Origin of the sequence: Sorangium sp. So ce295 (assembly GCF_051527405.1) — a bacterium.
In the GTDB taxonomy this organism is placed as follows: Bacteria; Myxococcota_A; Polyangia; order Polyangiales; family Polyangiaceae; genus Sorangium; species Sorangium cellulosum_B.
Map to the genome: position 1 here is coordinate 533,876 of NZ_CP150324.1, position 14,258 is coordinate 548,133.

The 14,258-nt window shown below is 71.3% G+C and carries 9 protein-coding genes; 6 read left to right on the forward strand and 3 right to left on the reverse strand.

Annotated features, from left to right (window positions below; all coding sequences use genetic code 11):
- Nucleotides 1–407: 407 nt before the first annotated feature.
- Both WMF11_RS02005 and WMF11_RS02010 read right to left on the reverse strand, forming a co-directional pair.
- The gene (locus tag WMF11_RS02005; protein ID WP_437549007.1) at nucleotides 408–989 is read right to left on the reverse strand and encodes a cupin domain-containing protein; all 582 of its coding nucleotides are present in this window, start codon (nucleotides 987–989) and stop codon (nucleotides 408–410) included.
- Between the two features lie 642 nt (nucleotides 990–1,631).
- On the reverse strand, nucleotides 1,632–2,873 hold the full coding sequence (locus tag WMF11_RS02010) for a class I SAM-dependent rRNA methyltransferase (protein WP_437976243.1): 1,242 nt from the start codon (nucleotides 2,871–2,873) through the stop codon (nucleotides 1,632–1,634).
- A 30-nt stretch (nucleotides 2,874–2,903) separates the two neighbouring features.
- On the opposite strand from WMF11_RS02010, the gene WMF11_RS02015 reads away from it, so the two are divergent.
- The 4 genes from WMF11_RS02015 (at nucleotide 2,904) to WMF11_RS02030 (ending at nucleotide 9,658) form a co-directional block, all read left to right on the forward strand.
- Nucleotides 2,904–3,986, forward strand: a complete 1,083-nt coding sequence (locus tag WMF11_RS02015) for a hypothetical protein (protein WP_437976244.1) — start codon at nucleotides 2,904–2,906, stop codon at nucleotides 3,984–3,986.
- Between the two features lie 624 nt (nucleotides 3,987–4,610).
- Complete coding sequence (locus WMF11_RS02020) at nucleotides 4,611–5,699, forward strand: FIST signal transduction protein (RefSeq protein WP_437549013.1); 1,089 nt, start codon at nucleotides 4,611–4,613, stop codon at nucleotides 5,697–5,699.
- Nucleotides 5,700–5,724: 25 nt separating this feature from the next.
- Nucleotides 5,725–7,596, forward strand: coding sequence for a GAF domain-containing sensor histidine kinase (locus WMF11_RS02025; RefSeq protein ID WP_437976245.1), 1,872 nt, complete (start codon nucleotides 5,725–5,727; stop codon nucleotides 7,594–7,596).
- A gap of 112 nt (nucleotides 7,597–7,708) precedes the next feature.
- Nucleotides 7,709–9,658, forward strand: a complete 1,950-nt coding sequence (locus tag WMF11_RS02030; protein ID WP_437976246.1) for a 4-alpha-glucanotransferase — start codon at nucleotides 7,709–7,711, stop codon at nucleotides 9,656–9,658.
- Nucleotides 9,659–9,829: 171 nt separating this feature from the next.
- On the opposite strand, the gene WMF11_RS02035 is transcribed toward WMF11_RS02030, so the two are convergent.
- Nucleotides 9,830–11,326, reverse strand: a complete 1,497-nt coding sequence (locus tag WMF11_RS02035; protein WP_437976247.1) for a hypothetical protein — start codon at nucleotides 11,324–11,326, stop codon at nucleotides 9,830–9,832.
- Between the two features lie 199 nt (nucleotides 11,327–11,525).
- Here WMF11_RS02035 and WMF11_RS02040 point away from each other — a divergent pair, with 199 nt between their 5' ends.
- Complete coding sequence (locus tag WMF11_RS02040; protein WP_437976248.1) at nucleotides 11,526–13,220, forward strand: serine/threonine protein kinase; 1,695 nt, start codon at nucleotides 11,526–11,528, stop codon at nucleotides 13,218–13,220.
- Entirely contained in the window at nucleotides 13,217–14,221 is a 1,005-nt protein-coding gene (locus tag WMF11_RS02045) for a PEGA domain-containing protein (RefSeq protein ID WP_437976249.1), read from the forward strand. The genes WMF11_RS02040 and WMF11_RS02045 overlap by 4 nt, the downstream gene beginning before the upstream one ends.
- The last annotated feature ends 37 nt before the right edge of the window (nucleotides 14,222–14,258 follow it).

Genomic DNA, 14,258 nt, shown 5'->3' on the forward strand with positions numbered 1-14,258 from the left:
CGCCGGCTGTCGGCTCAGCGATGTCCTCGGTGACATGGCGCTCCTCGTCCCGAGCGCGCAATTCATCCCCGAGCGCGCATCAGGCGTACGCCTGTCACGGAACCATCACGCGAGAACTCGACGTCTTCGCCTCCCCCGGCGACACGTTTCCTTGGTCGACAGAATTAATAATGATCCTTTATCGAAATATTGCCAAGCGGAATGATCAAAATCGTTCGTGCGATGAGCGCAAGGCACATCTCGATCATGTCCGAGCTCCTGCCCGAGCCAGTTCATCCGTTCATCCGTGCCGCGCCCTGCGCTGTCGGCGCGGCGCGGCGCCGGCAGGGGACGGGGCTTGGCCCTGAACCGCCGGCGCCGCCGTGGCTCGGCGGGGGCTGTCCGCGGATGGACCGCGAGGGCAGGCGCTACTCTGTGGGAGGATCGGTGAAGAGCATACCAGTCGTCGCCGTGAGCTTCTCCAGGACTGCGGGCCCGAAGCGCTCGGCGAAGCGCGCCCTGTCCTCGGGCGCGATGACGATGTCGCCCGGCTCGTCTTCGCGCTCGTCCGTGATGATGGCGAGGAGCAGCCCGGGCTCCTGGCCGACGTTCTCGAACTGCCGGTAGACGCCCACGGGCACGTCGATCATATCGAAGGGCTCGAGCGTCGTCTCGTCCGTGGCGCCCTCGTTCCAGCGCAGCGCGAAGCGTCCAGCGAGGCACAGAAATACCTCCCTCGAGCGACGGTGTGCGTGCAGAGGGACCTTGTCGCCAGGCCTGCAGCTGACGATGCCCACGCTCATGCCTTTGGGGCCGACGATGGCCGGCGCCGTCCCCTCGCGCGCGTCCCCCGCCGCGTGCGCCATCAGGAGATACAGAGGAGGGTTCACGGCGTCGAACGCCTCCTGTGGGATGCTGGTGTCAACGGTGTGATTCACGTAAGCCCGGAGCTCGCCGAACCGCGCGATGCGCGAGCGCATCTGCTCCGGGGTGATCTTCAGCGTCGTCATGATAGATCCCCCTTGTTTACCGCGTCCGAGCTCATGGACCGCTCGGCGCGGCTCTTCTCCAAAGATACCGCGGGCTATGGCGGTGCGCTCGATCGATTCCCTGCTTCGAATCGACTTTATCGCTCGGTATCGTCGCGCGTCACGCGTCACGCGTCGCGCGTGAGCCGTGTGTTGGCTGAGCAATGGACAATACTGGGCCAGTGTAGTAGCGTGGCCCGGGAAGGCCGATCTCTGGAGGCGCTCGGAGACGTCGAGGCGTGATGCTGCCGATCCCGCGGAGCGCCGGACGGTGAAGCCGATACGGCCGCGGCGCGTGTCGGTCATGCCTTTGTGAACGACATTGAATTCCACGGACAGCCGTTTCCGCCAGGCCCGCAGCGCAGGGGTCATTGGCGAATTCCACGGACAGCCGTTTCCGCCAGGCCCGCAGCGCAGGGGTCATTAGCGAATTCCACGGACAGCCGTTTCCGCTATGCCGGCAGCGCCTGCGTCACTGGCTGTCCGGTGGTCAATCGCCTCGACCCGCAGGTGATCTCCGGAGGAGGTCTCGCGGCGGCCGGCTCCGGCCACCTCTGCTGCGCCGTGGCCCGTCCGGGCGCGCACCCCTGAACGCGCGGCGAATCCGGCGGGCGCGTCAGCGCGTCACTCCAGCACCACGAACTTCAGATACCGCCCCTCCCACCACGCCGGCAGCGTCGGGTGGTCCTCCGGCTGCCCGTGGATCGCCCGGATCCGCAGGTCGTCCCGCTCCAGCGTGGCGTCGTCCAGCGTCGCCAGGAAGTCTTCCGCCGTGATGTGGCTCGAGCACGACGCCGCGCACAACAGGCCACCTCGATCCAGCACGCGCGCGACCGCGGCGTGCAGGCGCCGGTAGGCGCCGAGCGCGCGCGGCTTGGCGCGCTCGCTCGGCGCGAAGCTCGGCGGGTCGCAGATGATGAGATCGTACCGGTCGCCGCGCGCGCGGGCCTTCTCGAGGAAGTCGAACGCGTCCGCCGTCACGAACTCGTGGGCCGCCGGATCCACGCCGTTCTCGCGGAACGTGCGCTGCGCCGACGCGTGAGCGGCCGACGCCGCGTCGACGGAGGTGACCCGGCCCGCGCCGCCGAGCGCCGCGGCCACCGAGAAGCCCCCCGCATAGCTGAACAGGTTCAGCACGCGCCGGCGCCCGGCCGCGAGCGCGCGCACGCGGGCGCGGTTGTCGCGCTGGTCGAGGAACGCCCCCGTCTTCTGCCCGCGCGCGAGATCGACCTCCATCGCGACCCCCGTCTCCCTCACGAAGAGGCGATCCGGCAGCGGCGGCCCGTGCAGGTGCGCGAGCTTCTTCCCGTCCGCGTCCTCGCCCGCGGCCTGCGCGCGCGCGCGCAGGCCGATCGAGCGCACGCCGCGGGCGCCCAGCGCGCGCGCGAGGTGCGGGAGCAGGCGATCGAGCCAGGGCGCCAGCATGTCGCCGTCGAGGCGGATCACCGCGGCGCGGTCGTACCGATCGATGACGAGCGACGGCACCCGGTCCCCCTCGCCGTTGCACAGCCGGTAGGCCGTCGTGTCGCGGCCGTCGAACCAGCCGTCGCGCAGGGCGAAGGCGCGATCGAGCCGCTCCGCGATGGCCCGCTCGTCGAGCTGCGGCGCCTGCGTGCGCTGGAAGACGCGGACGGCGATCGCCGAGTCCGCGTCCCAGAGCCCCCGCCCGAGGAACGGCGCCCCCTCGGCCGACAGCTCGACGACGTCGCCCGACGCCGCGGCGCCGCCGCGGTGCGCGCGCTCCCCGCGCTTGCCCTCGCCGCGCTTGCTCCCGTGCCCGCCGCCGTCCGCGATGCCGTCTCGGTAGACCCATGGGTGGCCGCGGCGGACGGCGGCGGCGGCCGGCGCGGTGAGATGGACCCGCATCGACCCCGCCTAGCACGGTAAGCTCGCAGCGTGCTGCACCGAGTTCGTTCGTCCGGATGGGCCTGCCTCGGGGGGATCTCGCTTGCCGTCGCGGCAGCCTGCACGCAGGACCACGGCGTCCTCGGCCGGGATCCATCGAGCGGGGCGGCCACCTCCGGCGCCGGCGGCGGCCCGGGAGCGACGACGAGCGGCGCGACGACGACCACGGGCGCGGGCGGCGGCGCGGTCGAGCCGCCGGGGCCGACGAGGCTCACGGTGGTGAACGGCATCAGCGATCACGACGCGGTCCGCTTCTGCTTCCTCGCGTACCCCGACGGGACGGGCGCCGGCGTGGACCCCTGGCCGGGCGCCGCCGCGGGCCTCGCGTTCGCCCGGGCCCAGGAGGTCGAGCCGCTCGGCGCGGCGATCCCCGAGGGGACGAGCCTGCGCGCGCACGTGATCGCCGGCGACCTCCGCGCGACGGAGGGGCTCGACTGCGCGGAGATCCTCGCGCTCGCGGGCGGCACGGGGAGCCCCGCGGCCCCGATCGTGGCCGCGGGGCTCCCCGTGCTGCCGGCGCCCGTGTTCGCCGAGGAGAAGAGCCTCCTCCTGGTCGCCACCGGATGCCTCGGCGGCGAGGGGCACACGCACGAGAGCGAGAAGGAAGGCTGCGGCGACGCCTACACGATCGACACGCCGACCGCCGGCCTCGTCGCGGTCGCCATGTCGCGGCGGACGACGTTCGGCAAGCTGAGCCTGCAGGTCGCGCACGCGAGCGCGGCGACGCCGGTGGTCCATGTGGACCTGACGCCCGGGCGCGACGACGCGACCGGGGTGACGCTCGCGCAGGACCTCTCCTACGGCGCGATCGCGCCGTTCCCGCCGTCCACCGGGCTCTCGGTGAGCGACCTCGGCGCGCTCGACGAGGTCGCGATCGAGACCCGCGATCCCATCGAGGGGACGGTGACGTCGTCGGTGCCGATGCGCGAGATCCTGGCGAGCAGCGACGTGCCGGCCGCCGACATCGGGGACGGTCAGGGGTTCGTGCTTGTCGCCGTCGGGGCCGCTCCGGGGGCGAAACAGGGCGGGTTCTGGCACCCCCTGACGTACTCGCTCTTGCGGGCGAATCCCTGAGCTTGTTCCCGAAACATCCCATGACCGGCGAGGTTCCGGGTTCACCGTCTCTCGTCGGACGGAACGACCACGCCTCGCCTGGCAGCGCGCCGTGGACTCGCCTTGATTCCGCCTCGGGCATCAAGGCCCCATCGAGCGCGGTTCGCAATGCCACGATCCTGCCGTGTGATGCCGTGTTGTCCAGGTTTTGCGCAAGACCCTGATTGCTCCTGTACGGCCGACTCGAGTGTGTCCGGCGTGTCTGCCGAGCTTGCAGCGCGCGTTGTCTTATTGGAGGATGAGGGTCCTGCCCCCTTGGTGTCAGGCGCCTCCCTCTCTCCTCGCAGATCAGCGCTCCGCGGGCCTCCTCACGGCGCTGCCTGGCTCTTCGGCGAGGAGCGTCGCGCCGGGAAAATCGTGAGTCGCTCGACGAACGGGAGCGCCCTGTACGGATGACATCACGGGACAATCACCCGCCGTGACGATCGGATGAATCTCCAGTATAACGCGAGTGCCGAAATTCCGATGGGGGGAGGGAACATGGCGACACAGGTATTTGTCGGGGCGAGCTCCGCGGCGGATCCGAGAGAGGCTGCTTCAGAGGCCGTGGCGACGGCGCTCCGCGGGGCTTCCCGCACGGAGCATGTGGCGCGACCGGCATTCGCCCTCGTCTTATCGACGGACCAGTACGACGCCGACGCGCTCGCCGCGGCCGTGACGAGCCAGCTGCCGGGCGTCCCCTGGGCGGGGTGCTGCACGGCCGGGGTCTTCGCCGGCAGCCGGCTGCTCCGGCAGGGGCTCGTGGTGGGGCTCGTCGCCTCGGAGACCGTGCGTGTCGGCGTCGGGGTCGCGCAGCCGGTGAGCCAGGACGGGCGGCGCGCCGGCGTGCTCGCCGCCTCGCGCGCCCTCGAGGCGTTCCCGTCGTCCGTCGCTCCCGGGTGGAGCCGCGCGCTCATCGTGCTGCCGGACGCGGTCACGGGCAACGCCGCCGACGTAGTGCGCGGCGCGGTCGAGGTCGGCGGGACGGGCGTCGTCTGGGCCGGCGGCGGCGCGGGCGACAACCTCCGCTTCGTGCGCACCGCGCAGTTCGCTGGCGGCAGCGCCTACTCGGACAGCGTGGTCGTCGTCGCGATCGACTCGCCGGCGCGCATGGCGACCGGCATCCGCCACGGCTTCCGGCCGTATGGCCCGCCCACGATGGTCACCCGCGCCGAGGGCACGGTCCTCGCCGAGCTCGAGTACGAGGGCGCCTTCTCGGTCTACCAGCGCACCGCGCGGGCGAGGGGGGATCAGGTGAACATCGACGGCTTCGCCACGTTCGCCATGACCCACCCGCTCGGCATCCCGCAGGCCGACGGCGAGCACGTCATCCGCGATCCGCTGCGCGTCGTCTCGCCGGGGGGGCTCTACTGCGTCGGCGAGGTCCCGGACGGGTGCCTCATCCGCGTCATGGAGGGCGACCCCATCGGCCTCGTCGGCGCCGCGCGCGAGGCCGCGACCACGGCGCGCGAGGCGGTGGCCGGGCCCATCGCCGGCGCGTTCGTGTTCGACTGCATCTCGCGGTGCATGATGCTCGGCGACACGGTGCGCGACGAGCTGACCACCTTCGAGAGCGAGCTCGGCGAGAGCGTCCCGGTGATGGGATGTCTGACGTTTGGAGAAGTCGGTACGCTGGGCCGAGGAGTACCGCAGTTTCACAACAAGACCGCTGTCGTGCTCGCCCTGGGGGCCTGAGCGCGGGAGCGGTTGGAGCCCTGTCATGGCGAGCGGCGAAGAGCACGAGATCCAGGAGGAACGGCTGGCGCTCCTCAGCGTCCTCCAGGAGCTCACGGTCGCGGCGCTCGACCTCTTCGATCCGCACCAGTCGATGGCGGTCTTCCTGGAGCGGCTCGCCGAGCGCCTGAGCTGCATCGCCGTGCTCGTGCTCGTCGAGCCGGCCCCGCGGGCCCCGCGGCTCCTCGACGCCGCCGGCCTGTCGGCGAGCTCGCGCGCGCTGCCCATCCCGCCGCGCTCGCCCGCCGCGTCGGGCGAGCCCAACGGCGGGGGCGCGGGCCTCTCCTTGCCGTACCCCGAGCTCGCGCGGCCCGGGCTCGTGACGTGGCACTTCTCGCTGGAGGGGCAGGGCGACAGCGGCGCGTCCAGCCTCCTCCTCTGCTTCGAGAGCGAGCCCCCGTTCGCGCCCCGGTACCGGGGCATGATGCGCCGGCTCACGGCGACCTTCCGCACGGCGCTCGTGCACCGCCTGCTCTACGCCCGCATGATCGAGAACGAGCGCGAGCGGGCGCGGAACCTCGCCGCCGCGGAGGCGGGGCGCGCGGCGGCGGAGGCGGCGCAGCGGCGCGCGGCCTTCCTCTCGGAGGCGAGCCGGCTGCTCTCGAGCTCGCTCAATTACGAGGCGACGCTGGTGCGCGTCGCGCGCCTGCCGGTCCCGTTCGTCGCGGACTGGTGCATGGTCGACATCATCGAGCGCGAGGCGATGCTCCGGCGCGCGGTCGTCGTCCACGCCGATCCGCAGAAGAGCGAGCTCGCGCGCCTCCTGCAGGGCCAGACGCCGATGGACTCGGTCCTCCCGTCCGGCGTCGCCAGCGTGCTGGAGACGGGCGAGGCGGCGCTCTGCGAGGTCGCCGGCGCGCCCCTCGCCCCGGCGAGCGAGCGCGGCTCGTACGACAGCGAGCCGCCGGTGTCGGCGAGCGAGGCGCTCCTCATGGAGCTCGGCCTCCGGCGTTACATCTCCGTGCCGCTCGTCACGCGCGGCACGATGCTCGGCGTGCTCACCATCGCGTCCGGCCGCGACGATCTGATGTACGGCGTGGAGGACCGGGCGCTCGCCGAGGATCTCGGGCGCAGGGCCGCGCTGGCGATCGACAACGCGCGGCTGTACGAGAGCGCGCAGCGGGCGATCCGGGCCCGGGAGGAGCTCGTCGCGGTGGTGTCGCACGATCTCAAGAGCCCGCTCGCCACCATCGTCATGAACACGAGCCTCCTGCGCCGGAAGCTGCCGGGCGCGGACGAGGCGGTCGACGTGCGGCGCCCTGTCGAGCGCATCCAGAAGGCGGCCGATCGCATGAACCGCCTCATCCGCGATCTGCTCGACCTGGCGAAGCTCGACGGCGGCCACATCTCGATCCAGCCGGTGCCCCACGACGTCGCTGGCCTGCTCGGAGACGCCATCGAGCTCTTGCGGGAGGAGGCGGCGGAGAAGTCGCTGCGCCTCGAGCAGAGCGTCGAGCTCGGCGTCGATCGGGCGCTCTGCGATCGCGAGCGGATCCTGCAGGTGATCGCCAACCTCGTCGGCAATGCGATCAAGTTCACGTCGGCCGGCGGCGAGGTCGCGATCCGGGCCGAGCCGTGGGGCCGGGAGGTGCGCCTCTCGGTGCGGGACACCGGCCCGGGCATCCCGGAGGACCAGCGGGCGCGGATCTTCGAGCGCTACTGGCAGGCGAAGGAGACGGCCCACAAGGGCACCGGGCTCGGCCTCTCGATCGCGAAGGCGCTCGTCGAGGTGCACGGCGGGCGGATCTGGGTCGAGAGCAAGGTGGGCGAGGGCAGCACGTTCTTCTTCACGCTGCCGATGGTGGAGGCCACGAGCGCGACCTCGGGAGTCGCGGCAGGCACGCGCCTCGGGGCCTGACAGCCGCATTCGGGGTTTGCCGTACAGCGGTGTAATCACATCTCCGAGGCAGGAGGGTCTCTTCGCCTTGCGCGTTGGCGGTCCGATCCGTTCATCGCTATACCTTGCCTCGATGAAGGACGTCGGGAACGACAGGGGCGAAACGGCGCCGGCCGAGGCTCGATGGGGCGATGACGAGCGGGGGCTCGTCGAGGCCGCGCTCGGGCTGCTGGGCATCCGCAACCTCGTGCTCGCGATCCACGATCCGAGCTTTCCCTCGGACGACGCGGAGGACATCGGGCGCGGGTCCCCGAACACCGAGGGGGGGCGCCGATTCCTCCGGTTCGCGCGGGATCTCGGCTTCAACGGCGTCCAGCTGGGGCCGCAGGGGGAGACCTCTGCCGACAACGCGTCTCCGTATGACGGCACCATCTTCTCGCGGAGCACGCTGTCGATCGCGCTCGCCGGGCTGGTCGAGGACGGCCCCTCTGGCGCGCTCCTCCGCCCCGAGTCGCTCCGGGAGATCGTCGCCGGGCGGCCTCCTGGCAGCGAGGCGCGCGCGCAGCACGGCCATGCCTACCGCGCGCAGCGCGCCGCGCTCCGCGACGCGTACGCGTCGTTCGAGGGCCGGCGGAGGCGCGGCGATCTCGGCGATCTCGAGCGCCGCCTCGACGCCTTTACGCGGCGGAACGCCGTGTGGCTCGAGAGGGACGGGCTCTACGGCCCGCTCTGCGCCGAGCACCGGAGCGGCTGGTTTCACGGCTGGTGTGGCGAGCCCGATCTCGACCGGCGCCTCTACGCGCCTGGCCCTGGCGAGGTGGTCGCGTGCGGGGAGCGCAGGAGAGCGCTCCTCGACAGGTACCGCGACGAGCTCCGCTTCTACGCCTTCTGCCAGCTCCTCGCGCACGAGCAGCACGCGGCGCTCCGGACGGTGACGGCCGATCTCGGGCTCAAGCTCTACGGCGATCTGCAGATAGGTTACTCGCCTCAGGATGCCTGGGCCTATCAATCGGTCTTCCTCAGGGGGTATCTGATGGGGGCCCCGCCGAGCCGGACCAACCCGGAGGGCCAGGTGTGGAGCTACCCTGTCCTGGATCCCGCGCAGTACGCGGATGCGTCGTCCGGCGGCCTCGCGCTCGTTCGGGCGCGGATGGACAAGATGTTCGACGAGTTCGACGGGGTGCGCCTCGATCACCCGCACGGGCTCGTCTGCCCCTGGGTCTATGCGGCCGACGCCCCCGATCCGCTCCGCGCCGTCCAGGGCGGGGCGCGGCTCTTCTCGTCGCCCGACCTGCCGGAGCACCCGTTGCTCGCGCGGTACGCCATCGTCTCTCCCGGGCAGCTGAACCGCGCCGTGCCCCGGTATGCCGACGACTGGGTCACCTCGCTGTCTCCGGAGCAGGTCGGGCGCTACAGCGTCATCTTCGACACGATCGCGCGCTGCGCGGAGGCCCGCGGGCGCGCCATCTCCGACGTCGTGTGCGAGGTCCTGAGCACGCTCCCGTACCCGCTCGGGGCCGTCCTTGAACGGCACGGGCTGGGGCGCTTCCGGGTCACGCAGAAGGCCGATCTCGACAACCCGAAGGACGTCTATCGCAGCGAGAACGCCGCGCCCGCCGACTGGATCATGGTGGGGACCCACGACACGCCGCCGCTCTGGAGGCTCCTCGACACCTGGGAGCGCGCCTCCGCGCTGGGGCGGCAGGCGGCGTACCTGGCGACGCGCCTCGCGCCCTCGCCGGCCGAGGAGGGCGCGATGGCGCGCGCGCTCGCGTCCGACCCTCGCGCGCTGGCGCTGGCCAAGCTCGCCGACCTGTTCGCCAGCCCGGCGTCGAACGTGATGGTCTTCTTCGCCGATCTGCTCGGGATGAAGGAGATCTACAACACGCCCGGGACGGTGGGCGACCACAACTGGTCGCTGCGGGTCCCTCGCGATTACGAGCGGTCCTATCTGGAGATGCGCGCGCGCGGCGCGGCCCTCGATCTCCCGCGCGCGCTCGCGCTCGCGCTGCGCGCGCGGGGAGGCGCGGAGTCGGCGGAGCGCGGGAATCTCGCCCGGCGGCTGGAGCGCTGCCCGCGCTAGAGCGGCGGTCACCCGCACAGGAGACGGGCCCATCTCGACGTTTTCGGTGCTCAGCGCACTGGAGTGCGCTTCCGCGCCGAAAACGCCGATCTGGACCCGTCTCCTGTGCGGGTGACCGCCGCTCTGCGACGCTCGTACTGAGAATTCCCCCGAAAAATCCGGGGAGGTACTTCAGTTCGGGCTCCACACGGCCCACTTCCCCGAGGTGGCCCATGTGTCGCTCGCATCCTTGAACGCCCCGATGAACGCGGCGCTCGCGTCGAAGAACCCGTCCGGCGGCGCGACCGCGTCTTTGGTCAGGGACGCCGCGGGGCCGAACACCGGCGCGGACGGGTCGAAGCAGCCCTGGATACCCGGGTCCTCCTGCCGATTCTTCCGATCGGGCTCGCTCAGGAACGCGATCTCATCGAAGCCGCCGTCGTCGTCCTGGAGGATGCCTGTCCCGTCGGTCGTCTCGGCGTAGGCGAGGTCATTCACCAGATTGAAGAAGATCGAGCTCGCTATGTTCTGCTCGGGATCCGGGTCGCGCACGTCGAGGCCCGACTCGAAGCCCGTGACGATCGTGTTGGCGATGTTCGCCTTCGTCGACCGGCGGAGCAGGATGCCGTACTGCTCCTTGCCCACGTCCACGCCTTTCCCGCAGAGCGTCGCGTTGTAGATCGTCGGCTCGCTCCGGGGCTCGAGCGCCGGCGTGAGCGCGAGCGGGTCGTTGTCCCCCTCGAACCCGTTCGTCTCCTCCGCGACGTTCGGGTCCTGCTGCGCCACGAGGAACTGGAGCTTTCCGCGATACCCCTGGTCCCAGTCGAAGGCGTCGTCGCCGCTGTACTGGCAGGCGAGGTGCTTTGCGTTCACCGTGCCCCCGAAGAACTCGAAGCAGTCGTCGGACACGTGCCTCACCTGGACGAAATCGATGATCGTCCCCCTGCCGACCCCGCCGAGGGTGAGCCCGTTGATCTCGTTGTTCGGCGCGAGCTTCACGCCGGAGTACTCGATGCGCACGTATTTGAGCGTGCCGCTCGAGTCGTTCTCGTCGATGCCCCCGTATCGCCCGTTGTTCGTCAACCCCTCGATCTGGCCCGGGGTGCGTGCGCCGTTCGCGTCCACGTGGTTGGTCGGCGCGTTGCCGAGGAGGATGACGCCGCCCCAGTCGCCGGCCCTGCGATCCTCCGGGGCCTTGCTGCTCGTGAACACGATGGGCTCATCCCGGGTGCCCACGGCGATGAGCTTGGATCCGGGGTGCACGACGAGCGTCGCGGGGACCTGCGGGTTCGTCTCGCCGAGCACGGTCGTGCCCTTCTCGATGGTCAGCGTCGCCCCGGCCGAGACGTTCACCTGGCCCTTGAGGATGTACTTCTTGTCACATCTGAGCGTGAAATCCTCCGTGATATCCCCGGTGATCTCGACGGTCGGCTTGTCGGCCGCCGCGCACCCGCCTGTCGGGTCGTCGCCCTCGCCGCCGGCTGAGCCGCTCGACGAGGGGACGCAGGTGCTGTCCGTGCGATCGCAGATGGCGCCGTCGAACTGCGCGCAGTCCGCGTCGGAAGTGCATTGCACATCCCGCTGCTCGATGATGAGCGAGCACGCGAGGGCGCTCGTGGCGAGCGCGCCCATGGCCAGCGCGAGGGCGGCGGCAAGTGGTGAATCGACGGGGCTGCGCTCGTGGTTCATTGCAATCACCCGATGGCAAGGGAAACGTCTCTGTCAGGCAGGACCGCGCTGTCCGGCCGACCGGGACGTGGCGACACCGTCGCTGACAGGCCATCGCATTCGCGAGAACGTCACATGACGGCCGCTTCGAGGTAACAGGTCGCGGGCATTCTCCGGGCCGGGCTGGCCTCCCTCTGGGGATCGATCCGGCACAGGTCGAATGAGCGCTCCCAGCGATCCCAATGGTTGGCGGAAATATCGCCCGATCGCCGAGATCGGCAGGGGAGGTATGGCCGACGTCTGCCTCGCGGTCGCCCAGGGCCCCGTGGGATTCAACAAGCTCGTCGTGCTGAAGCGCGTGCGGCCCGAGCTCGTGGAGGACGCCGATATCCTTGCCATGTTCCTCGACGAGGCGCGGCTCGCGGCCCGATTGAATCATCCGAACGTCGTTCAGACGTACGAGGTCGGCGACGAGGGAGCGCGCTTCTTCATCGCCATGGAGTACCTCGACGGCCAGCCGCTCGGCAGCATTCGCTCCCGCATGGGGCACGACAAGGTGCCGCTCCCGCTCCAGGTTCGCGTCCTGTGCGACGCGCTGGCCGGGCTCCATTACGCGCACAACCTGCGCGATTTCGACGGAACACCGATCCACGTCGTCCACCGCGACGTGAGCCCCCAGAACATCTTCGTCACCTATGATGGCGTGATCAAGGTTGTCGACTTCGGTATCGCCAAGGCGGCCGACTCGCTGACGGAGACGCGCACTGGGACGCTCAAGGGCAAGGTCTCGTACATGTCGCCGGAGCAAGCGCGCGGAGAGCGCGTCGACCGGCGCTCCGACGTCTTCTCGGTGGGGGTGATCCTCTGGGAGGCGATCGCCCGGAGGCGCATGTGGAAGGGCTTCAACAACCTCGCGATCCTCGGGCGGCTCGCCATCGGCGAGGTCCCGCGGCTCGCGGAAGAGGCGTCCAGGGTCGAGCTCGACCCCGAGATCGAGCGGATCTGCCAGAAGGCGCTCGCGCCCGCGCTCGAGGACCGTCATGCCTCCGCGGCCGAGCTGCAGGCGGATCTCGAGCGCTGGCTCGGCGAGCGCCACCGGGGCATGTCCGCGCGGGAGGTCGGCGAGATCGTGGCCGGCCAGTTTGCCGACGACCGGGCGCGGATTAAGCAAGTCGTGGAGGAGCAGCTGCGCGGCGTGCGCTGGACCGGGAGCTATCCGAGGGTCACGCCGGCGCCCGACCTGCCGAAGCTGAGCGCCGGTCCGATGTCGATGACGCCGACCTTGACCGCGCCCGCGGCGGTCAGCGCCTCCTCGGACGGGAGCTCGATGCTGCCCTCGGTCAGCATGACCGGCGCGAAGGAGCGCCCCGCGCGCCCGAACCGCACGATAGTCGTGATCGCGGTCACCTTCGTCGCCATCGGCGGAGCCGTGAGCGTCGGGGTCTTGCGCGCGCAGCCATGGCGGATCGCCGCGAGCGATCACCAAGAGGCGCAGGTCGCCGCGCAGCCTGCGGCGGAGCCCTCTCCGAAGCAGGAAGAGGCCATCCGCCTCGTCGTCCGCGTCTCGCCGGCCGACGCGAAGGTCTCCATCGACGGCTCGCCGATGTCGACCGGCGCCTACGAGGGCCGCCTCGCCAGGGATGGCCGCGCGCACGTCATCCGCGCGGAGGCGCCGGGTTTCCTCGCGCAGGAAGAGGAGGTCACGGCGAGCAACGATCTCTTCTTGAGCCTCGCGTTGAAGAGCGCACCGGAAGCGCAGCCGGGGAGGCTCGCCGCCATCGGTCGGAGCGCCCCGGCGAGCGTCGCCACGGCGCCGCCTGCGTCCGCCGCGCCGCCGTCGAGCGCGCCCGCGACGCCGCCTGCCGAGCAGAAGCCGAAGCGGGGGATCGATCTGGAGAGCCCGTACGCCCGATGAACACCCCGAGAGCGCTCGCCCTCTGCGCCGCGATCGCGCTCAGCGCCCCGCTCGGCGCGTCCGCTCAGCCTGCCGGTAACAAGACCGAGGAGGCCGACGCCCGCTTCCGGCGAGGCGTCGAGCTCTACAACGAGGTGGATTATGGCGCTGCGCTCACCGAGTTTCGCCGCGCCTACGACCTCGCGCCCGCATATCAGGTGCTCTACAACATCGCGGGTACGTGTTATCAGCTCAAGGACTACGCCTGCGCGCTGCGCGCCTTCGAGAGGTACCTCGCCGACGGTGGCGAGCAGCTCCCGGGCGGCCGGCGGGCCGAGGTGGAGCGGGACATCGCCGTCCTGCGGAGCCGCGTCGCGACGGTGGAGATCTCGACCTCGGCGCCGGACGTCGAGATCTCCGTGGACGGCGTGCCGGCGGGCAAGACGCCGCTCGCTGAGCCCCTTCTGATGAGCGCCGGGCGCCGCCGCATCGTCGCCGAGGCGCCGGGCCGCCCGGCCGTGTTGAGGGTCGTCGACGTGGCCGGCGGCGATCACGTTCGGCTCAAGATCCAGCTCCCCGAGGCGCGAGCCCTGCACGGCCCCGGCGAGGGCGCGGGCGGCGCGCCGGCTCCGCCGCCGGCGCCGCCGGGCGCGCTGCGGATGGACCGCGCGCCTCGCCAGCAGCGGAGCGTGCCCGTGTTGCCCTGGCTCGCGACCGGCGCGCTCGCCGTGGGCGCGGCCGCCACCGGGCTCCTGGCGCTCGGCGCTTCCGGGGATCTCGACGCGGAGCTCGATCGGTATCCAGGCGACGCCCGCGCCGTCGAGCGAGCGCGGGCGAGGAGCGAGGCGCTCGCGCTCACCACCGACCTGCTCGCGGGCGCCGCCGTGCTCGCCGGCGGCATCTCGATCTACCTCACTGTCGCTGGCGCAGGCCCGGAGCGCGCCGACGGAGAGCGCGCGTCATCTCCTCCCGTGAGGCTCACGATCGCGCCGGCGTCTCTCGAGATCGCGGGCTCTTTCTAGGACCGACGCAGAGCGTCGCAGGGTCGCGACGGTCAAA